Origin of the sequence: Collimonas silvisoli (genome assembly GCF_018305005.1) — a bacterium.
Lineage (GTDB): Bacteria > Pseudomonadota > Gammaproteobacteria > Burkholderiales > Burkholderiaceae_D > Collimonas > Collimonas silvisoli.
The window spans coordinates 1-19,040 of the sequence record NZ_JAGQEG010000105.1 but is presented as its reverse complement, the minus strand read 5'-3'; the positions used below and the strand labels follow the sequence as shown (position 1 = coordinate 19,040).

Genomic DNA, 19,040 nt, shown 5'->3' with positions numbered 1-19,040 from the left:
CAAACTTCATCGCCAATCGCGTGGGTGTGTTCGGCATTTTGTCGACGGTGCATCAGGCTGAAAAATTCGGCCTGTCGGTCGACGTTGTCGACGACCTGACCGGCGCCAAGCTGGGCCGCGCCAAATCCGGTACTTTCCGTACCGCCGATGTGGTCGGCCTGGACACCATGGGGCATGTGATCAAGACCATGCAGGACAACCTGAAGGACGATCCGTTCTACGGCGTGTACGCAACGCCGCCGCTGCTGGCCAAGCTGGTCGAGCAGGGCACGCTGGGCCAGAAAGCCGGCGCCGGTTTCTACAAGAAGGTTGGCAAGGATATTCTGCGTATCGACGCTGCCAAGGGCGAATACGTTACCGGCGGCGGCAAGGCCGACGAACTGGTGGCGCGCATCCTGAAAGACAAGGATCCGGTCAAGCGCATGAAAACCCTGCGCGAATCGACCAATCCGCAAGCGCAATTCCTGTGGTCCATTTTCCGCGACGGTTTCCACTACATCGCGGTGCATATGGAATCGATCGCCGACAACGCGCGCGACATCGATTTCGCCATGCGCTGGGGCTTCGGCTGGAGCGTCGGTCCGTTCGAAATCTGGCAAGCCGCCGACTGGCAGCAGATCGCCGGCTGGGTCAAGGAAGACATCGGCGCCGGCAAGGCGCTGTGCAATGCACCGCTGCCAGCCTGGGTATTCGACGGTCGCACCGGCGTGCACGCCGCCGACGGTTCTTATTCGCCAGCGAAGAAAGCCAATGTCGCCCGTTCCACGCTGCCGGTCTATCAACGCCAGGCGTTCCGCGCACCGTTGCTGGGTGAAGGCGTGGCCGACGGCAAGACTGCCGGCACCACCGTATTCGAGGACGACTCGGTACGCGCCTGGCACCAAAACGATGAAGTGCTGATCCTGTCGTTCAAGACCAAGATGCATGTGATCGGACCAGGGGTCATCGCCGGTTTGAACAAGGCGGTGGCCGAAGCGGAAAAGAATTACAAGGGCCTGGTGCTGTGGCACGCCGATGCTGCCGAAGGCGGCGCATTCTCGGCAGGCGCCGATCTGCAATCGATGCTGCCGTTGTTCATGTCGGGCGGCGCCAAGGCGATCGAACCGATGGTCGCTGAATTGCAGCAAGCGTTCATGGGCCTCAAGTATGCCAGCGTGCCGGTAGTTGCTGCGGTGGCGGGTTTGGCGCTGGGCGGCGGCTGTGAGTTGGCACTGCACACAGCCAAGCGGGTAGCATCGATCGAGTCGTATATCGGCCTGGTTGAAGTCGGCGTTGGCTTGATCCCTGCCGGCGGCGGTTTGAAGGAAGCGGCAGTACGTGCCGCCAACGACGCCAAGGGCAACGACATCCTGCAATTCCTGAAGACGTCTTTCATGAACGCTGCAACCGCCAATGTTTCGAAATCGGCCTTGCAGGCGCAGAGCATGGGTTATCTGAAAGCCGACGACGTGATCGTGTTCAATCCATACGAATTGCTGCACGTGGCCAAGGTCGAGGCGCGCGCCATGTTCGACGCTGGCTACCGTCCGCCGCTGAAGGCGCAGATCGCGGTCATCGGCCGTTACGGCGTTGCGACCATCCTGGCGCAACTGGTCAACATGCGCGACGGTGGCTTCATCTCCGCGCATGACTACAAACTGGGCAGCATGATCGCCAACATCGTATGCGGCGGCGAAGTGGAAGAAGGTAGCGTGGTGAATGAACAATGGTTGCTGGACCTGGAACGCAAAGCGTTCGTCGAACTGCTGAACAACCCTAAGACGCAAGAGCGGATCATGGGCATGATGCAGACCGGCAAACCAGTGCGCAACTAATCAAATCAGGAGCAGGAAATGACTAAACAACTTCAAGATGCGTACATCGTTGCCGCTACCCGCACTCCAATCGGCAAGGCGCCGCGCGGCATGTTCAAGAACACGCGCCCCGACGATCTGCTGGTGCGCGTAATGCAATCGGCGCTGGCGCAAGTGCCGGGCCTGGATCCGAAACTGATCGAAGACGCGATCATCGGCTGCTCGTTCCCGGAAGGTGCGCAAGGCTTGAACATGGCGCGCAACGCCGTGTTGCTGGCTGGCTTGCCGAACACCATCGGCGGCGTCACCATCAATCGCTATTGCGCTTCCGGCATCACCGCGGTGGCGATGGCGGCCGACCGGATTCGCGTCGGTCAAGCCGATGTGATGTTCGCAGGCGGCGCCGAATCGATGTCAATGGTGCCGATGATGGGCTTCCATCCATCGGTCAACATGGCTGTGTTCAAGGATGAAAACATCGGCATGGCCTATGGCATGGGGCTGACCGGCGAAAAAGTGGCGCAGCAATGGAAAGTGTCGCGCGAAGCGCAGGATGCGTTTGCGCTGGAATCACACCGCCGTGCGCTGGCAGCGCAAGCGGCTGGCGAGTTCAAGGATGAAATGACAGCGGTCGATATCATTGAACGCTTCCCTAATCTGGCAACTGGCCAGATCGATATCACGACCCGTACCGTCGATCGGGACGAAGGTGCGCGTGAATCCACCATGGAAGGCTTGGCCAAGTTGAAGGCAGTGTTTGCCGCCAAAGGCACGGTCACTGCGGGTAATTCATCGCAAACTTCGGATGGCGCCGGTGCGCTGATCCTGGTCAGCGAAAAGATCCTGAAACAATTCAACCTGACGCCGTTGGCGCGTTTCGCCTCGTTTGCGGTGCGTGGCGTGGCTCCGGAAATCATGGGGATCGGACCGAAAGAGGCGATTCCAGCGGCGTGTCGCGCCGCCGGCATCACTCAGGACCAACTGGACTGGATCGAATTGAACGAAGCATTTGCTGCGCAATCGCTGGCAGTGATTCAGGATCTCGGTTTGGATCCAGCCAAGGTCAATCCAATGGGCGGCGCGATTGCACTGGGCCATCCGCTGGGTGCGACCGGCGCGATTCGTTCAGCGACCGCGATCCACGCTATGCGCCGTCACAATTTGAAGTACGGCATGGTGACCATGTGCGTTGGCACCGGTATGGGGGCCGCAGGTATTTTCGAGCGGATGTAATCAAGTTAACCAGATTGTCATAAGCAATCGTCAAAGACGAAAAAAGCCGTACAGCTACCGCCGTGCGGCTTTTTCGTCTTCGAATCCATATGAGGCGCGATAACTGCGTTGCATGGCCTTGCCGTACTGGCGTACTGTCTGCGGCTCATGCGCCTTGTTCTCGCGCCTCATATGGATTCGAAGGCTAGGGTTTGGCGATTTATCTTAATGCGTGCTTTATGTCACGCTCAATGAATTGGAGTAACAGATGGATATATTGACTCGTAAAGAGAACGGTATCCTGACGATTGAATTCAATCGCCTGGAGAAGAAGAATGCGATCACTGCCGCGATGTATCAGGCTATGGTCGATGCCTTGAAAGATGCGGAGAGCGATAGCGCGGTTAGGGCGATTTTGTTTACCGGCAAGCCGCAGATATTCAGCGCCGGCAACGATCTTGAAGATTTCATGAAGAATCGGCCGACCGGCTCCGACAGCCCGGTGTTTCAATTCCTGTGGCACATCAGCCATGCCAGCAAACCGCTGGTGGCTGCGGTGGCGGGTGCCGCGGTCGGCATCGGCACCACCTTGCTGATGCATTGCGACTTGGTGTATGCCGCCGACAATGCACGTTTCTCGATGCCGTTCACGCAACTCGGTTTGTGCCCGGAGGCTGCGTCCAGCCTGATATTTCCGCAGATCGCAGGCTATCAGCGCGCGGCTGAAAAGCTGCTGCTGGGCGAGGCGTTTACGGCGGAAGAAGCCAACGCCATGGGCCTGGTCAATAAAGTATTGCCGGCAGAAGAATTGCTGGCGTTTGCCCAGGCACAGGCGGCCAAGCTGGTGGCGCTGCCTGCGGCGTCGATCCGCGTCACCAAGCGCTTGATGAAGGGCGGCCAGACCGCTGCGGTAGAAGCGCAGATGAAGCAAGAGATCGAGCACTTCGGTGCGATGCTGAAGGCGCCGGAAGCAGCAGAAGCATTCATGGCATTTTTCGAAAAACGGAAGCCGGATTTCAGCAAGTTTTGCTGATCACTCGTCGCTGGCGTTGACCGCGGAGTGCGGGTCATCTGCGGCCGGTACGTCGATTCCTTCATCGAGTTGATGGCGCACCCAGCTGGCTTCGCTATACGATAGCTGGCGGACTTCGACCTGCGCGGTGCCGCTGCGGACGAAACCCAGTTGTTTCGCCGCAGCGTAAGAGACATCGAGAATCCGTCTGCTGCTATATGGTCCGCGATCGGTCACCTTGAGCAGCGCCACCTTGTTGTTGCGGACATTGCGCACCAAAACCCAACTGAGCAGCGGCAGATTGGGATGCGCCGCCGTCATCGAATGCATATTGAAGCGCTCGCCGTTCGCTGACTTGCGGCCATGAAAACCCGGACCATACCAGGAGGCCGTGCCGCGCTGGACAGCGGTACCCAGATCGGAGCGCAAGCGCATGCTCTCATCAAGATGAAGGCTTTGGTTGGCGGTTGCAGCGTGTTCGTGCGGCAGGTTCTGTCCGCTGGATGCATCAGGAACCGGCGGCGGCATCGTTGTATCTGCGCTGGCAGGAATCGCGGCACAGGTTGCCAGCAATAAAATGAGACGGCGGATGAGCAAGAATCGTGGCCAAAACGAGCAAGCCCCTGGAGTGGTTTCAAGAGGCCGGCCTGACATCATTTCTTGTTTTTATTGACGGTATCTTTGAATCCCTTGCCTGCAGTGAATTTGACGGTTCTGGCGGCAGCAATCTTAATTTCTTCACCAGTGCGTGGATTGCGGCCAACGCGTGCGGCGCGTTTGCCTGAAGAAAACGAACCGAATCCGATCAATTGAACGGTATCGCCTTTGGCTACGGCCTTGGTCACATTATCTATCACCGAATCCAGCACGCGCTGGGCGCCGGCTTTCGAGATGTCGGCATCGGCGGCAATGGCGTCGATCAATTCAGTTTTGTTCATGGAGTTATTTCCTTAAAAAAGTCGTGAGTTGCAAATTCAAGTTGCACACTTACTTTAAAGCGGCGACCTGGACGAATGCACAGTCTATTGCAATGCGATGAAAGAACGCTTATCAAAACATGGATTTTTCAATTGTTTACATTGTCGCGTCGGGCTTTGATGCGTGCCCTGGCTATTGATTGATCCAAGATTAAAAACCCGACGCGAGGTCGGGTTTTTGTGTCTCTGCAGAATGCTGCGACAGCTACAGAAAATTACATTTTCTTTTGCACGTCCTGTGCCGCGTCTTGAACTTTCTCGCCGCCGGTCTGGACATCCTTGCCTACGCCGGCAATGGTGTTGCAAGCTGACAGCGCACCGATCGCGCCAAGCATCGCTGCGATTAACATCATCTTCTTTAGCATGGTGTTCTCCTTAGGGGGTTGGAAACGCAGTAATCTTATCACCAGGTTTTGGTGCAAGTCTAATCAATGCGCTTGCCATAACAACAATAGGCCGCTAACTCCGTCCCACAGGATTTGCACGCCGATGCAGAGCAAGATAAACGAAGTCATGCGCTGCATGACGGTGGTGCCGGTATCGCCCAGCAAACGAATCAAGACACCGGCAAAACGGTTGCTGAGATAAACCGCCAACGCCGCCAATGCGAGGCCGGCGACGGCGGCAATCATGGACAGCGGTAGCGGAATATCCGGCACCCGCACGCCGGCGCCGAGGGTGATGGCGACCGAGATCGAACCGGGGCCGACGGTGAGCGGAAACGCCAGCGGGTAAAAAGCCTTCTTGGATGCCAGCTCCTCGGTCCAGAGCGATTCCGGCACGGCTTCGCCTTTAGGCATTTCGTCGGAGTTCAGCATTTTCCAGGCGGTGGCGATCACCAGCAAGCCGCCGGCAACTTTCACCACCGGCAGCGACAGGCCAAAAAAAGCCAGTACGTGGGTGCCGATGAACATGCCGCCTACCAGCAGCAGGAAGGAGTTGATAGCTACCCGTCGCGCCAGCGAATTGCGGGTGGCGTCGGAAGCAGTGCTGGTCAGTGCGTGGAAAATCGGCGCGCCGCCGGGCGGATTCATGATCGGCAATAGTGCGGCAAGCACAAACAGCACAGTCTTCAGGAAACTAAGTAAATGGAATTCCATGTGTGCATGTCGCCAGTAGTCATCGGTGGCCCGATTCTAGACCGACGGCATGGCGGCGGCAAGCAATGCCGCGCACAGCCGGGCTTACCAGCCGAAACGTTCGCAGGCGCGATGGTACACCAGGCCGGAGAGGGCGATGTCTTCGACGCCGACGCCAATCGCTTTATAGATCACCAGATCGTTTTGCTGACGCTGGTAAGTGCTGCTGCCGTCGACAATCTGGCCCAGTTCCCACACCTGTTCCCAAGCGAAGATGCCCGGTTTGCACAACAATAGATCGCCAGCCTCCTGCTGCGCCTGCGGCTTCCATTCGACCACCAAAGCATCGGCGCGGGCGATCGCGCGATCGTCGAGTTCGCGCAGATTGCCTTTGCTGGCGCCCACCGCCGCGACGAAGGCGCCCGCTTGCAGCAGGTCGCCGGAAAACAGCGGTTCGGCCGAGCGCGTCACGGTGACGACTACGTCACCGGCCTGGGCCGCTTCATCGATACTGACAGCGCACGCCGGAATCCCGGTCTGTTGCGTGATCTGTTCGGCAAATTGCTGTTGGCCGCTGCGGCCGGCAATCAGGATTTCCTTGAATTTTCGGACCTCCAGCAAGGCCGGCACATGCGAGTGCGCCTGGACTCCAGTGCCGATCACCGCCAGCGTGGCGACATCTTGTCTGGCCAGATGATCGGCGGCGACCGCGGTGGCGGCGGCGGTGCGCAGGCCGGTCATGGTATCGGATTCAATTGCCGCCAGCGGCCGCCCGTCCTCGGTGGAAAACAGCACGGTGACAAAATGAAATTTGCCATTGATGGTGGTGTAGATCTTGTAACCGGCGATACCGGCGGCGGGCAGCAACGCTCCCATGCTGGACATCATGACGGGCCCGGCGCTGGTGCGGATTCTTGCTTGTTGCGCGCCTTGTCCGATGCCGGCGAAAGCCTGGCGCATGGCGGCGATGGCGTCGCCGATATTGATCAGCTCGGCGACTTGCTGGTTGGTGATGAGTTTCATGGTTTTCCCTTGCTAAACGCGAAATGAAAAAGGGCTGGCGTCGATGGCGGTAGTTTCGCCTGCCATCAACTGCGCCAGCAGCGTTGCGCTGCCATGCGCCAGGGTCCAGCCGAGACTGCCGTGGCCGACATTCAGGTACAGATTCTTGACCGGCGCCGCCGCAATCAGCGGCACGCCGCTCGGCGTGGCAGGGCGGAATCCGGCCCATGGCGACAAGTCTGCGCCGTCCGACAGATCGCCGCAACCCGGGAACAATTCAGCCACGCCGCGTTTCAATTCGTCGATGGCGCTGCTCGGTATGCTGCGATCCATGCCGACCAGTTCCACCCGCCCGGCCACCCGCAGGCGGTCTCCGAGCCGTGCGTAGACGATTTTCTGGGAGAGATCGGTAATGGATACCTGCGGCGCTGCGGCTTGGGCGGCGGCGTCGCTCAACGGCACCGTGATGCTGTAGCCTTTGAGCGGGTAGAGCGGTAACGAGAAACCGGCGAGACGTGCGAAATCGGCGCTAGCCGCACCTAACGCCAATACGAAGGTGTCGGCAGCTATCTGTTCCTGGCCGGCGTGCACTGCGACCAAAGCGCCGCTGCGCATTTCCAGCTTATGAACGGGTTGCGAGTGGGCAAAGCGGAAGCCGGGGTGTTGCGACATCGCGTCCACCAGTTGCCGGCAAAACAGCGCGCAATCGCCGGCTTCTTCGCTCGCGGTGTACACGCCGCCAGCCCAGTCGCGTTTGGCGTTGGCCAGCGCCGATTCGATTTGCACGCAGCGCGCAGTGTCGACGATTTCCTGCCGGCAGCCATACCGGGCCTGGAATTCGATTTGCTTGCGGGCGCCCTGCAAACCTTTGGCGTCGCCGTACATCACCAGCTTGCCGGCGCTGCGGTGCTGGAAATCGAGCGGAATGGCCTGTCTCAGTTGCTGCAATTGTTCACGGCTGAAGAACGCCAGCCGCAACAGGTCGACGGTGGTTTGCCTGACGCGCTTGGTATTGCAGGCCGCCAGGAATTTCAGCAGCCAGCGCCATTGGGCGGGATCCATTTTCGGCCGCAGCGTCAGCGGCGAATCGGCGCTGAACAGGTATTCCGGCCAATGGCGCCAGACCGATGGATCGGCCAGCGGCGCGACATAGGAGTAACTCAATTGCGCGCCATTGCCCAGACTGGTCTGGCTGCCCGGCAGCACCGCGGCGTCGACCAACGTGACTTGATGACCGGCTTCCAGCAGCCGATAGGCGGAAGTGACGCCGATGACGCCAGCACCTAGTACGCAGATGTGCATTTGTTCTGTCCTGTTGCGGTAGTGTCTAGTGATGGTGCTTGCCGGCGCGATCGAACCGGCTGATGTTGCGATATTGCGGCACAAAAAGTTCTGAATACTATACGTATGCGCAGATATTCTGTCTCATGCTGTTTTGGCATCGTCAGCCGGGTCTGATCAGCTGGGCGCAGCGAAATGTCGCGAGCTGCTGCTCTCGTTGCGGTAGAATGCCGCCAGAAGTAAGCCAGACAGCCGCTGGCCGACGCAGCAATGCGTTGGCGGGAGGAAGGTCCGGACTCCATAGAGCAGGGTGACGGTTAACGGCCGTCCGCCGTGAGGCGAGGAATAGGGCCACAGAGACGAGCGTATTAAGTTACGGTGAAACGCGGTAACCTCCACTCGGAGCAATTCCAAATAGGCACGCGTTGATGTTGCTCGCGGAGCGTGCGGGTAGGAAGCTTGAGCGCTGGAGTAATCCAGCGCCTAGAGGAATGGTTGTCATAACGCAAGGGCGCAAGCCTGAGCGTCGTAACAGAATCCGGCCTATCGGCTTACTTCATTTTCTTTCGGCGATGCGGCATCGGCATCGCCACCACGCCTCTCGCATGATTTTTTGAATCCGGCGAATCCAGTTTCGAGACAGTTGCGTATATGACTGTGCAGGCTCCGAAAACTGATTTTCTTTCAAAGGAATCATCATGCGCACACTTCGCTATGCTTTCGCTTTATCCGCAGCTCTGATCGCCGCCAGTGCGGCTTACGCAGAAAATACCGTGATGGTCGGCGGCCAGAGCATGTACCCCAGCAAGGACATCGTCGACAACGCAGTCAATTCGGCCGATCACACCACTTTGGTTGCCGCAGTAAAGGCTGCCGGCCTGGTAGAAACCCTCAAGGGCAAGGGCCCGTTCACCGTATTTGCACCGACCAACGCCGCTTTCGCCAAACTGCCGGCCGGTACGGTGGACACCTTGGTCAAGCCGGAAAACAAGGCAACCCTGAGCAAAATCCTGACTTATCACGTAGTGCCAGGCCGATATGATTTCGCCAGGCTGGAAAGCGCCATCAAGAAAGGCAACGGCAAAGCCGAACTGCCAACCGCCAGCGGCGGCATGCTGAGCTTTGCACAAAACGGTCCGCACAATATTTACGTCACTGACGACGGCGGCCATGTTGCCAACATCAGCACCTATGACGTTTACCAGTCGAATGGCGTGATCAATGTTATCGATACTGTGTTGTTGCCTAAGTAGCTACAGGCGGCATGGCAGAGCACGAGGAAGGGCGACGGCAGGTCGCCTTTTTTTTTTCGTCCAAATGGATTGGGTGACGTTTACGTTAACGTCAATTATTGCTATTCTGCGGAGATAGATATTACCGACAGCAGTAATAACAAACACCCATCCGCATTGGAGACAAGCACCATGGATTTCGAATTATCTGAGGATCAGCGCGCATTTCAGCAGACTGCGCGTGACTTTGCCGCCGGAGAACTGGCGCCGCACGCCGCCAAATGGGATGCCGAAGGCATCTTCCCGACCGACGTCATCGCCAAGGCCGGTGAGTTGGGTTTCTGCGGTTTGTATACCCCGGAAGAAGTGGGCGGCCTGGGTCTGTCGCGGCTGGACGCCACCATCGTATTCGAGGAACTGGCGCGCGGCTGCACCTCGACCACGGCCTACCTGACGATCCACAACATGGTGAGCTGGATGATCGCCAACTGGGCCACGCCGGCAGTACGCGAGGGCTGGTGCGGAAAACTGGCGAGCGGCCAGAAACTGGGCTCCTACTGCCTGACCGAGCCGGGCTCAGGCTCGGATGCCGCGTCTTTGAAAACGACCGCGCAACTGGTTAATGGTGAGCATGGCGAGTATGTGATCAACGGCTCCAAGGCGTTTATTTCCGGCGCCGGCGCCACCGATGTTCTGGTCTTGATGGCGCGCACCGGCGCCGGCGGCGCGCACGGCGTATCGGCGTTCGTGGTGCCGGCCGATACGCCCGGCATCAGTTACGGGCGCAAGGAAGAAAAGATGGGCTGGAACAGCCAGCCGACGCGCACTATCAGTTTCGACGATGTGCGGATTCCCGCCGATCATCTGCTGGGACAAGAGGGCGAAGGTTTCCGTCTGGCGATGCGCGGGCTGGATGGCGGCCGCATCAATATCGCCACTTGTTCGGTCGGCACCGCCCAGGCAGCCCTGGATGCAGCGCACGCGTACATGGGCCAGCGCCGCCAATTCAACCGGCCGCTGTCGGATTTCCAGGCACTGCAATTCAAGCTGGCCGATATGCAGACTGAACTGGTGGCCGCGCGCCAGATGGTGCGCCTGGCGGCCAGCAAGCTGGATGCCAAGGACCCGAACGCGACCACATACTGTGCGATGGCGAAACGCTTCGCCACCGACATCGGTTTTCAAATCTGCAACGAGGCACTGCAAATCCACGGCGGTTACGGTTACATCCGCGAATACCCGCTGGAGCGCCATTTCCGCGATGTCCGCGTACATCAGATTCTGGAAGGCACCAACGAAATCATGCGTGTGATCATTGCCCGCCAATTACTGAGCAACGCATCCAACGAGGACATCCGATGAGCACCATCTACACCAACCTGCGCCTGGAAATCATCGGCCATACCGCCGTCGTCACGATGACTAATCCGCCGGCCAATACCTGGACCGGCGACGCCTTGCGCGATCTGACACGGCTGGTGCAGACGCTGAACCAGGACAAGAATATTTATAGCCTGGTGCTTACCGGCGAAGGCGAAAAATTCTTTTCCGCCGGCGCTGACCTGAAACTGTTTGCCGATGGCGACAAGGTCATGGCGCGGGAAATGGCACGTCGTTTTGGCGAGGCATTCGAAACACTCTCGGGCTTTCGCGGCGTCTCGATCGCCGCCATCAACGGTTACGCCATGGGCGGCGGCCTGGAATGCGCACTGGCTTGCGATCTGCGCATCGCCGAGGAACATGCGCAAATGGCATTGCCGGAGGCCTCGGTCGGCCTGCTGCCGTGCGCCGGCGGCACCCAGAATCTGCCATGGCTGGTGGGCGAAGGCTGGGCCAAGCGCATGATCTTGTGCGGCGAGCGCGTCAATGCCGAGACGGCGTTACGCATCGGCCTGGTCGAGGAGGTGGTAAAAAAAGGCGAAGCCAGGCAACGCGCCCTGGCGCTGGCCGAACAAGTCACCAGGCAAAGCCCTTCCAGCATCAGCGCCTGCAAGAAACTGATCCAGGGCGCGCGCAGCAATCCTTTGGCGAGCTTGCTGCCGGTGGAGCGCGAATTGTTCCTTGATCTGTTTGATACCCAGGATCAAAAAGAAGGCGTGAATGCCTTCTTGCAAAAGCGTTCTGCCGTGTGGAGCAATCAATGATGGCAGAAGCAAATTTGACCGCAAATGCAGCACCCGCTTTGTTCGAAGAACTGGCAACCGACAATGGCAAGCGCATCGGCGTCGCCACGCTGAATGTCGAAAAGACGCTGAATGCGATATCGCTGGAAATGGTCGATTTGCTGGACCGGCAACTACGGCTGTGGGCCGCCGATCCGCAACTGGCGATGGTGCTGCTGCAGGCAGCCGGTGAAAAGGCTTTTTGCGCCGGCGGCGATTTACAGGGTTTGTACCGCACCATGCTCGATCAGCATGCCACCGGCGGGCCGGAGGATATCCGGAGCAATCCCTACGCCTGCGATTTTTTCGAGCGCGAATATCGGCTCGACTACCTGATCCACACTTATCCCAAGCCGATCCTGGCGTGGGGGCATGGCATCGTGATGGGCGGCGGGATCGGCTTGATGGCGGGCGCCAGCCATCGCGTGGTGACCGAAAAATCGCGGCTGGCGATGCCGGAGATTGCCATCGGCCTGTATCCGGACGTGGGCGGCACCTGGTTCCTGAACCGCATGCCGGGGCAGATCGGTCTGTTCCTGGCGTTGAGCGGCGCCTCCATCGGTGCGGCCGACGCCGTCTTTGCCCGGCTGGCCGATTACCAGATCAGTCATGGGCAAAAGCAGTCCGTGCTGGCGAGCTTGCTGACCCAGCCGTGGGACGGACAGCAGGACGATGTCTTGCTAAGCCGGCTATTGCAAAACGCCGAACGCCTGGGCGCCGCGGCATGGGTGGCGGGGGCCAAGCCATTGCAGCAGCATTTTGAATTGATCAACCGGCTGTGCAGTGCGCCGACCCTGGCTGAAGTTGTGCGCAATATCGTCGAATTGAAAACCGATGACCCATGGCTGCAAAAAGGCAGCGCTACGCTGGCGGCCGGCAGTCCGGGTTCGGCCTGGCTATCGCACGCTCTGCAGAAACGGGCGCGGCATATGTCGCTGGCCGAAGTTTTCCGGCTGGAATATGTGGTTTCCTTGCACTGCGCCGCCCGTGCCGATTTTGCCGAAGGCATCCGGGCGCTGATTATCGACAAGGATCGCCAGCCGAAATGGCAGCCGGCAACGCTGGTGGCTGTGGGCAGCGAATGGGGGAACGGGTTTTTCGACGATCCGTGGACCGCTGCGTCGCATCCTTTGGCTGACTTGGGTTAGCGAGTCAGCGGCAACCTCTTGTTTGATAAGGACAAAACGCGGCGGCGGAATGCCGGCACGGGTTGTCGATTGACTACATGGCAATTTGTCCGGCCCCTTCATTAATATAAGAAATTTCCCATATGAAACATATCGAAAAAGCCATAATCCAGCGATTTCTCAGGGAGTTAATTGGCGTCGTGCAGAGGTAAAAACGCAGTTTTACCGGCCAGCGAACGGCCTGTATCCGGCATTTGATTCTCCTTGATAACATATTCAGTTACCCCTTATACTTCGAAGGTTTTAGCTTGTGAGTAGGGCCACTTGCTAGGTGTCGATTGTGCAACATGATTAAGCGAGAATGGGACTTGAGGCGTAACTGCGCAATTGCGCCGCGCCAACTTGGTTTTTTCTATGCGATCCTCTGTGCCACATCGTTTGCCGTGGCAATCGGCTTTACTTTGCGCGGCGCCTGGTTTGTATTGCTGTTTGCGGTTTTGGAAATGTCTGCGGTAGCAATCGCGTTTCTGATCTATGCACGACATGCCACGGACCGCGAGCACATAGCGATGCTGGACGATTATCTGCTTGTGGAAGTGATACAGGCACAGGAAATTCGACAATTCAAGCTGGATTTGCGTTCGATCCGGATTGTGGTGCAAGAGACGAACAAGGGCCTGATAGATATCGAGGCGCTTGGCGCCAGGGTCGAAGTAGGGCAGTTTTTGACGGAACGGAAGCGGCGCGAGTTTGTTCTGGAGCTGCGGCAGGAGCTACAGCGCGACCGAGTGTCTAGCGGTTGACATAATTATAATTTTGGGCTTTTGAGGAAATCATGGAATATGCGAAGCGCCTTATATCGTTGATGCTCGGTGCCTCGCTCTTGTCGGCAGCTATGCCGTCATGGGCGGTGGTCGATAGTCCGGGCGGTCCAGCGGTACTGCAGATGAACTTTCAACCGCCGGTGACGCAAATTGCTCAGCAAATCTATGATCTGCATCATTTGATGCTGATCATCTGCCTGGTGATTTTCTTGGCTGTTTTCGGGGTGATGTTCTACTCCATCCTCAAACATCGCAAATCGCTCGGCCACAAATCGGCCAGCTTCCACGAAAGCACCGGCGTCGAAATCGCCTGGACCGTGGTGCCTTTCCTCATCGTTATCGGCATGGCGCTGCCTGCCACCAAGACTGTGGTGGCGATGAAGGACACTTCCAATGCCGACCTCACGATCAAAGTCACCGGCATGCAATGGAAATGGGGCTATGACTACCTGAGCGGCGAAGGTTCCGGCATTTCCTTCTTGTCCAATCTGTCGACGCCGCATGAACAGGTGGTCGACTCGACCAAGGTCAAGAACGACAACTACCTGATCGAAGTCGACAATCCGATGGTGGTCCCGGTCAACAAGAAGGTCCGCATCATCACCACGGCTAACGACGTGATTCACTCCTGGGGTATTCCAGCGTTCGGCGTCAAGCAAGATGCGATCCCCGGGTTTGTGCGCGATACCTGGTTCAAGGCAGAGAAGGTCGGCAGCTACCGCGGCCAATGCGTTGAGTTGTGCGGTAAGGACCACGCCTTTATGCCTATCGTGGTCAACGTCCTCAGCGAAGCTGACTACAAGGCCTGGGTCGACGGCAAGAAAAAGGAAATGGCCGCACAGGCGGATGATCCGACCAAGACCTGGACCATCGACGAGCTGAAACAACGCGGCGAAAAAGTCTACACAGCAAATTGCGCGGTCTGCCACCAGGCTACCGGCAAGGGCGTGCCCGGCGCATTCCCGGCGCTGGATGGCGACCCGGTCGTCAACGGCCCGCGTGCTGAACAGATCAATGTTGTGTTGAACGGCAAGATCACCGGCAACCTGACAATGCCGCCTTGGAAAGGCTCGTTGTCGGATACCGAAATTGCTGCGGTGATTACCTATACCCGTAACAACTGGTCCAACAAGGCTCAGGAAAATATTGTCCAACCGGCTGAAGTGCTGGCTGCGCGTAAGTAATACTTAGGAGATTGAGATGAGCACTACCGCAGTCGATCACGCACACGATCATTCTCAGGACCATGACCACGCGCATGGGCACGAACATGAGCATCCCCATGGCTGGCGGCGCTGGTTGTTCGCCACCAATCACAAGGACATCGGTACTCTGTACCTGTGGTTCTCCTTCACCATGCTGCTGTCGGGCGGCGTGCTGGCGCTGCTGATCCGCGCTGAGCTGTTCCAGCCCGGCCTGCAATTCTTCCAGCCTGAATTTTTCAACCAGCTGACCACGATGCACGGCCTGGTGATGGTGTTCGGCGCCATCATGCCGGCTTTCGTCGGCTTTGCTAACTGGATGATTCCCCTGCAAATCGGCGCTTCCGACATGGCTTTTGCGCGGATGAACAATTTCTCGTTCTGGCTGATGCCGCCGGCTGCCTTGCTGCTGGCGACTTCGTTCCTGGTGCCAGGCGGCGCAACTGCTGCCGGCTGGACGCTGTACGCACCGCTGTCGACCCAGATGGGACCCGGCATGGACATGGCGATTTTCGCCATCCATATCATGGGCGCCTCGTCGATCATGGGTTCGATCAACATCATCACCACCATCCTCAATATGCGCGCGCCTGGCATGACGCTGATGAAGATGCCGATGTTCTGCTGGACCTGGCTGATCACCGCTTACCTGCTGATCGCCGTGATGCCAGTGCTGGCCGGCGCGATCACCATGACATTGACCGATCGCCATTTCGGCACATCATTCTTTAACGCTGCCGGCGGCGGCGATCCTGTGATGTATCAGCACATCTTCTGGTTCTTCGGACACCCAGAGGTGTACATCATGATTCTGCCGGCGTTCGGCATCGTCTCGCAGATCATCCCGGCGTTCGCGCGCAAGCAACTGTTCGGCTATGCATCGATGGTGTACGCCACTGCTTCGATCGCGATCCTGTCGTTCATCGTCTGGGCCCACCACATGTTCACTACCGGCATGCCGGTGACTGCGCAGCTGTTCTTCATGTATGCAACGATGCTGATCGCGGTGCCTACCGGCGTCAAGATTTTCAACTGGATCGCCACCATGTGGCGCGGTTCGATGACTTTCGAAACGCCGATGCTGTTCGCCATCGGCTTCATCTTCGTGTTCACCATGGGCGGCTTCACCGGCCTGATCCTGGCGGTCACTCCGATCGACATCCAGATGCAGGATACCTATTACGTGGTGGCGCACTTCCACTACGTACTGGTGGCCGGCTCCCTGTTTGCGCTGTTCGCCGGTTATTACTACTGGGGTCCGAAGTGGACCGGTTTCATGTACAACGAAACCCGCGGCAAGATCCACTTCTGGAATTCGCTGATCTGGTTCAACGTGACTTTCTTCCCGATGCACTTCCTGGGCCTGGCCGGCATGCCGCGCCGCTACGCCGATTACCCGGCGCAGTTCACCGATTTCAACATGCTGGCTTCGATCGGCGCTCTCGGTTTCGGCCTGAGCCAGGTCTACTTCCTGTTCTTCGTGATCATTCCGTCGATCAAGGGCGGCAAGAAGGCAGCCGACAAGCCGTGGGATGGCGCCGAGGGCCTGGAGTGGACTGTGCCTAGCCCAGCGCCTTTCCATACTTTCGAAACGCCACCGACCTTTAAATAATGGCAGCGGCGGGTGCTAAGGTGCTAGACACGGCCCGCCAATTCTGTGAGATTGGCCAAAATGAATGCTCCCAAAAAAAAGCCTGATAACGTACGTACCGGATTGCTGGTAGGTCTGCTTGCCTTGAGCTTCTTCATTGCGATCTTCGTCAAGATGCTGTGGTTCAAGTAGATGACCGATCCTGCAGATAACGGCAAAGGCAACGATACCGCCGCCGAATCAAGAAAATTGAACGGTCAGATGCTGGGCAAGCTGCTGGTGATTGCGGTGCTGATGTTCGGCTTCGGTTATGGCCTGGTGCCGGTGTATAAAAAGATTTGCGAGATCACCGGCGTCAATTACCTGACGCCGAAAGACGCCACGGTGGAAGCGCCGGCCAATACCCAGATCGACAAGAGCCGGACGATTACCGTGGAATTCGACGGCAATTCGCAAGGCCCCTGGCGTTTCAGGCCGACAGTGAGCAGCTTGCAGGTCCATCCAGGCGAAATGACGCAGGTGGTATATGAAGTCGTGAACAAGCAATCGCGCAAGATGGATGCGCAGGCGATTCCGAGTTATGCGCCGCAGCAGGCGGCGGCTTTCTTCAAGAAGGTCGAATGTTTCTGTTTCACCCAGCAAACTCTTGGCCCCAACCAGGCCAAGGAAATGCCGGTGGTGTTTTACATAGATCCTGCTATACCTAAAGATGTAAAGGTGATCACCTTGTCCTATACGTTTTTTGAAATTGCGGGGCAACCGGATAAACCAACTTAGCACGGCTGATTCTGCAGCGTGATCAGCAGTGTAACCTGGGGTACTCAATGTCGGATCTGAAGCAAGCAAGCCGCCGTAAAGCCTCATTCGGCGCCACCATGAAAGCGGTATTCTGGTCGTTCTTCGGTGTGCGCAAAAGGAAAGATTACGAAAGCGATGCAGCCGGCTTGAATCCGGTGCATGTAGTGATAGCCGGAATACTCGGCGCCTTGATTTTTATTGCGATCCTGATCACCATCGTGAAACTGGTCGTCGCGAAATAAACGCAGTACAGTAACTCACAGCAAGTAACTAACTAAATTTGTATCGGGAGATGGAAATGAGTTCTCAACAAGGCAATGCACCTTACTATTTCATCCCTGGCCCGTCCAAGTGGCCGGTGCTGGGAGGTGTATCGCTACTGGCGACGATGGCTGGTGCTGCAGCGTGGGTCAATAGCGTCGTGTGGGGACCTGAACTGTGCGGGATCGGTATCCTGTCGTTCCTGATCGTGCTGTACAAATGGTTCAGCGATTCCATCCGCGAATCCGAAGGCGGCCTGTACAGCGCTCGTATCGATACCTCGTATCGCTGGAGCATGAGCTGGTTCATCTTCTCTGAAGTGATGTTTTTCGCCGCGTTTTTCGGCGCCTTGTTCTACGCCCGCAGCATTGCGATGCCGTGGCTGGGCGACCTCGACAACAAGCTGCTGTGGCCAGACTTTGCCGCGCATTGGGGCAACGCCGGCCCGGCCGGCACGGTTGATTCCTTCACCACCATGGGACCATTCCCGATCCCCACCATCAATACCGCTTTGTTACTGGCCTCCGGCGTAACCTTGACGATTTCTCACCACGCACTGCGCTCCGGTCATCGTTTCAAGACAGCATTCTGGCTGTTCGCGACGATTGTGCTGGGTGCGACTTTCATGGGCTTCCAGGCTGCCGAATACATCGAAGCGTATAACGATTACAACCTGAGGCTGACTTCCGGCGTTTACGGTTCGACATTCTTCCTGCTGACCGGTTTCCACGGCTTCCATGTCACCATCGGCGCCATCATGCTGTCAGTGGTGCTGTTCCGTGTCCTGAAAGGGCATTTCACCCCGGATCACCATTTCGCATTTGAAGGCGCGGCCTGGTATTGGCACTTTGTGGACGTTGTCTGGCTCGGGCTGTACGTCGTGGTGTATTGGCTGTAATGGCAAAAACTGCAAAAGTACATGAAATCAGCGCATAAAATAGGCGCATAAAAGAAAGGCCGCACTTCGGTGCGGCCTTTTTTACTGTAAGTGACCCGTCCTGAATTAGGTTGACACTTTTTCGATGAAGAGAAGGAGTGTCAAATGGAGCAAGAGATGCGGCGCAGCCAACGTGATTACAGCCTGGCTTTTAAATTGAGCGTTGTCGAGCAGGTAGAAAAAGGCGAGATGACGTATAAGCAGGCGCAAAAGCGGTATGGAATTCAGGGGCGCTCGACAGTTTTGGTATGGTGTCGCAAACACGGTCTGCAGGATTGGACACAACCAAGGGGCCCAAGCAAGCGGAGAGCGACGATGACAAACAAACCGAGCAAGCCATTAACGCCAGAACAGCGCATCAAGGAGCTGGAGCGCCAACTCAAGGAAGAGAAGCAGAAATCGGCCCTGTTCGAGACGGTGATCAACATCATGCGCGATGAACACGGGGTGACCGTAAAAAAGTCTTCAGGCAAGCTATCTCTAGTGGTCAAGTCGAAGGACTGAGCATAGAGCGGGCTTGCCGCCACATGGGTATCAGCCGCCAGGCCTA

Annotated in this window: 19 protein-coding genes, 1 other RNA gene and 1 pseudogene; 15 read left to right on the top strand and 6 right to left on the bottom strand. The window is 57.6% G+C overall.

What is annotated here, in order from left to right; genetic code table 11:
- The 3 genes from KHU33_RS22025 to KHU33_RS22015 form a co-directional block, all read left to right on the top strand.
- The coding region (locus KHU33_RS22025) for a 3-hydroxyacyl-CoA dehydrogenase family protein (RefSeq protein ID WP_211466913.1) at nt 1–1,814 on the top strand (1,814 nt) is incomplete at its 5' end.
- An 18-nt stretch (nt 1,815–1,832) separates the two neighbouring features.
- Nucleotides 1,833–3,026: an acetyl-CoA C-acyltransferase gene (locus KHU33_RS22020; RefSeq protein WP_211466911.1), complete on the top strand. Its 1,194-nt coding sequence runs from the start codon at nt 1,833–1,835 to the stop codon at nt 3,024–3,026.
- A gap of 247 nt (nt 3,027–3,273) precedes the next feature.
- The gene (locus tag KHU33_RS22015) at nt 3,274–4,038 is read left to right on the top strand and encodes an enoyl-CoA hydratase (RefSeq protein WP_211466909.1); all 765 of its coding nucleotides are present in this window, start codon (nt 3,274–3,276) and stop codon (nt 4,036–4,038) included.
- Here the strand turns inward: KHU33_RS22015 and KHU33_RS22010 are convergent, their stop codons facing one another.
- From KHU33_RS22010 to KHU33_RS21985, 6 genes are all read right to left on the bottom strand, one after another.
- Nucleotides 4,039–4,614: a septal ring lytic transglycosylase RlpA family protein gene (locus KHU33_RS22010; RefSeq protein ID WP_230414473.1), complete on the bottom strand. Its 576-nt coding sequence runs from the start codon at nt 4,612–4,614 to the stop codon at nt 4,039–4,041.
- Between the two features lie 56 nt (nt 4,615–4,670).
- Nucleotides 4,671–4,955, bottom strand: coding sequence for an HU family DNA-binding protein (locus KHU33_RS22005; protein ID WP_211466905.1), 285 nt, complete (start codon nt 4,953–4,955; stop codon nt 4,671–4,673).
- 254 nt (nt 4,956–5,209) lie between these two features.
- Nucleotides 5,210–5,359 carry an entericidin A/B family lipoprotein gene (locus tag KHU33_RS22000; RefSeq protein WP_211466903.1) on the bottom strand — a complete coding sequence of 50 codons (150 nt, stop codon included), beginning with the start codon at nt 5,357–5,359 and terminating at the stop codon, nt 5,210–5,212.
- 63 nt (nt 5,360–5,422) lie between these two features.
- Nucleotides 5,423–6,094, bottom strand: a complete 672-nt coding sequence (locus KHU33_RS21995) for a MarC family protein (RefSeq protein ID WP_211466901.1) — start codon at nt 6,092–6,094, stop codon at nt 5,423–5,425.
- Between the two features lie 84 nt (nt 6,095–6,178).
- Nucleotides 6,179–7,096: an ornithine cyclodeaminase family protein gene (locus tag KHU33_RS21990; RefSeq protein WP_211466899.1), complete on the bottom strand. Its 918-nt coding sequence runs from the start codon at nt 7,094–7,096 to the stop codon at nt 6,179–6,181.
- A gap of 12 nt (nt 7,097–7,108) precedes the next feature.
- Nucleotides 7,109–8,377: a D-amino acid dehydrogenase gene (locus KHU33_RS21985; RefSeq protein ID WP_211466897.1), complete on the bottom strand. Its 1,269-nt coding sequence runs from the start codon at nt 8,375–8,377 to the stop codon at nt 7,109–7,111.
- Nucleotides 8,378–8,592: 215 nt separating this feature from the next.
- Between KHU33_RS21985 and rnpB the strand changes: the two genes are divergently transcribed.
- The 12 genes and pseudogenes from rnpB to KHU33_RS21925 form a co-directional block, all read left to right on the top strand.
- Nucleotides 8,593–8,918: RNase P RNA component class A (rnpB, locus tag KHU33_RS21980), an RNA gene on the top strand.
- A gap of 136 nt (nt 8,919–9,054) precedes the next feature.
- A complete protein-coding gene (locus tag KHU33_RS21975; protein ID WP_211466895.1) occupies nt 9,055–9,609 on the top strand; it encodes a fasciclin domain-containing protein in 555 nt (184 codons plus the stop codon).
- A 171-nt stretch (nt 9,610–9,780) separates the two neighbouring features.
- Nucleotides 9,781–10,950 carry an acyl-CoA dehydrogenase family protein gene (locus tag KHU33_RS21970; protein WP_211466893.1) on the top strand — a complete coding sequence of 390 codons (1,170 nt, stop codon included), beginning with the start codon at nt 9,781–9,783 and terminating at the stop codon, nt 10,948–10,950.
- On the top strand, nt 10,947–11,732 hold the full coding sequence (locus tag KHU33_RS21965; RefSeq protein ID WP_211466891.1) for an enoyl-CoA hydratase: 786 nt from the start codon (nt 10,947–10,949) through the stop codon (nt 11,730–11,732). The genes KHU33_RS21970 and KHU33_RS21965 overlap by 4 nt, the downstream gene beginning before the upstream one ends.
- Entirely contained in the window at nt 11,729–12,898 is a 1,170-nt protein-coding gene (locus tag KHU33_RS21960; RefSeq protein WP_211466889.1) for an enoyl-CoA hydratase/isomerase family protein, read from the top strand. The genes KHU33_RS21965 and KHU33_RS21960 overlap by 4 nt, the downstream gene beginning before the upstream one ends.
- 326 nt (nt 12,899–13,224) lie before the next feature.
- A complete protein-coding gene (locus KHU33_RS21955) occupies nt 13,225–13,680 on the top strand; it encodes a DUF2244 domain-containing protein (RefSeq protein ID WP_211466887.1) in 456 nt (151 codons plus the stop codon).
- A gap of 32 nt (nt 13,681–13,712) precedes the next feature.
- On the top strand, nt 13,713–14,885 hold the full coding sequence (gene coxB, locus KHU33_RS21950) for a cytochrome c oxidase subunit II (RefSeq protein ID WP_211466885.1): 1,173 nt from the start codon (nt 13,713–13,715) through the stop codon (nt 14,883–14,885).
- A 16-nt stretch (nt 14,886–14,901) separates the two neighbouring features.
- Nucleotides 14,902–16,515 (top strand): cytochrome c oxidase subunit I, encoded by a 1,614-nt coding sequence (gene ctaD / locus KHU33_RS21945; protein ID WP_211466883.1) that lies wholly within the window; start codon nt 14,902–14,904, stop codon nt 16,513–16,515.
- A gap of 171 nt (nt 16,516–16,686) precedes the next feature.
- Entirely contained in the window at nt 16,687–17,271 is a 585-nt protein-coding gene (locus KHU33_RS21940) for a cytochrome c oxidase assembly protein (RefSeq protein WP_211466881.1), read from the top strand.
- Nucleotides 17,272–17,318: 47 nt separating this feature from the next.
- Nucleotides 17,319–17,534, top strand: coding sequence for a DUF2970 domain-containing protein (locus tag KHU33_RS21935; RefSeq protein ID WP_211466879.1), 216 nt, complete (start codon nt 17,319–17,321; stop codon nt 17,532–17,534).
- Between the two features lie 50 nt (nt 17,535–17,584).
- Nucleotides 17,585–18,451, top strand: coding sequence for a cytochrome c oxidase subunit 3 (locus tag KHU33_RS21930; protein WP_211466877.1), 867 nt, complete (start codon nt 17,585–17,587; stop codon nt 18,449–18,451).
- A 144-nt stretch (nt 18,452–18,595) separates the two neighbouring features.
- Nucleotides 18,596–19,040 (top strand): annotated as a pseudogene (locus tag KHU33_RS21925) (helix-turn-helix domain-containing protein); the annotation flags it as partial.

Excerpts from the sequence above, each read along its gene's own strand:
- KHU33_RS22020 (WP_211466911.1), top strand. The coding sequence starts at position 1,833 with ATGACTAAACAACTTCAAGATGCGTACATCGTTGCCGCTACCCGCACT.
- KHU33_RS22015 (WP_211466909.1), top strand. The coding sequence starts at position 3,274 with ATGGATATATTGACTCGTAAAGAGAACGGTATCCTGACGATTGAATTC.
- KHU33_RS22005 (WP_211466905.1), bottom strand. The coding sequence starts at position 4,955 with ATGAACAAAACTGAATTGATCGACGCCATTGCCGCCGATGCCGACATC.
- KHU33_RS22000 (WP_211466903.1), bottom strand. The coding sequence starts at position 5,359 with ATGCTAAAGAAGATGATGTTAATCGCAGCGATGCTTGGCGCGATCGGT.
- KHU33_RS21995 (WP_211466901.1), bottom strand. The coding sequence starts at position 6,094 with ATGGAATTCCATTTACTTAGTTTCCTGAAGACTGTGCTGTTTGTGCTT.
- KHU33_RS21990 (WP_211466899.1), bottom strand. The coding sequence starts at position 7,096 with ATGAAACTCATCACCAACCAGCAAGTCGCCGAGCTGATCAATATCGGC.
- KHU33_RS21985 (WP_211466897.1), bottom strand. The coding sequence starts at position 8,377 with ATGCACATCTGCGTACTAGGTGCTGGCGTCATCGGCGTCACTTCCGCC.
- KHU33_RS21975 (WP_211466895.1), top strand. The coding sequence starts at position 9,055 with ATGCGCACACTTCGCTATGCTTTCGCTTTATCCGCAGCTCTGATCGCC.
- KHU33_RS21970 (WP_211466893.1), top strand. The coding sequence starts at position 9,781 with ATGGATTTCGAATTATCTGAGGATCAGCGCGCATTTCAGCAGACTGCG.
- KHU33_RS21965 (WP_211466891.1), top strand. The coding sequence starts at position 10,947 with ATGAGCACCATCTACACCAACCTGCGCCTGGAAATCATCGGCCATACC.
- KHU33_RS21960 (WP_211466889.1), top strand. The coding sequence starts at position 11,729 with ATGATGGCAGAAGCAAATTTGACCGCAAATGCAGCACCCGCTTTGTTC.
- KHU33_RS21955 (WP_211466887.1), top strand. The coding sequence starts at position 13,225 with ATGATTAAGCGAGAATGGGACTTGAGGCGTAACTGCGCAATTGCGCCG.
- coxB (WP_211466885.1), top strand. The coding sequence starts at position 13,713 with ATGGAATATGCGAAGCGCCTTATATCGTTGATGCTCGGTGCCTCGCTC.
- ctaD (WP_211466883.1), top strand. The coding sequence starts at position 14,902 with ATGAGCACTACCGCAGTCGATCACGCACACGATCATTCTCAGGACCAT.
- KHU33_RS21940 (WP_211466881.1), top strand. The coding sequence starts at position 16,687 with ATGACCGATCCTGCAGATAACGGCAAAGGCAACGATACCGCCGCCGAA.
- KHU33_RS21935 (WP_211466879.1), top strand. The coding sequence starts at position 17,319 with ATGTCGGATCTGAAGCAAGCAAGCCGCCGTAAAGCCTCATTCGGCGCC.
- KHU33_RS21930 (WP_211466877.1), top strand. The coding sequence starts at position 17,585 with ATGGAAATGAGTTCTCAACAAGGCAATGCACCTTACTATTTCATCCCT.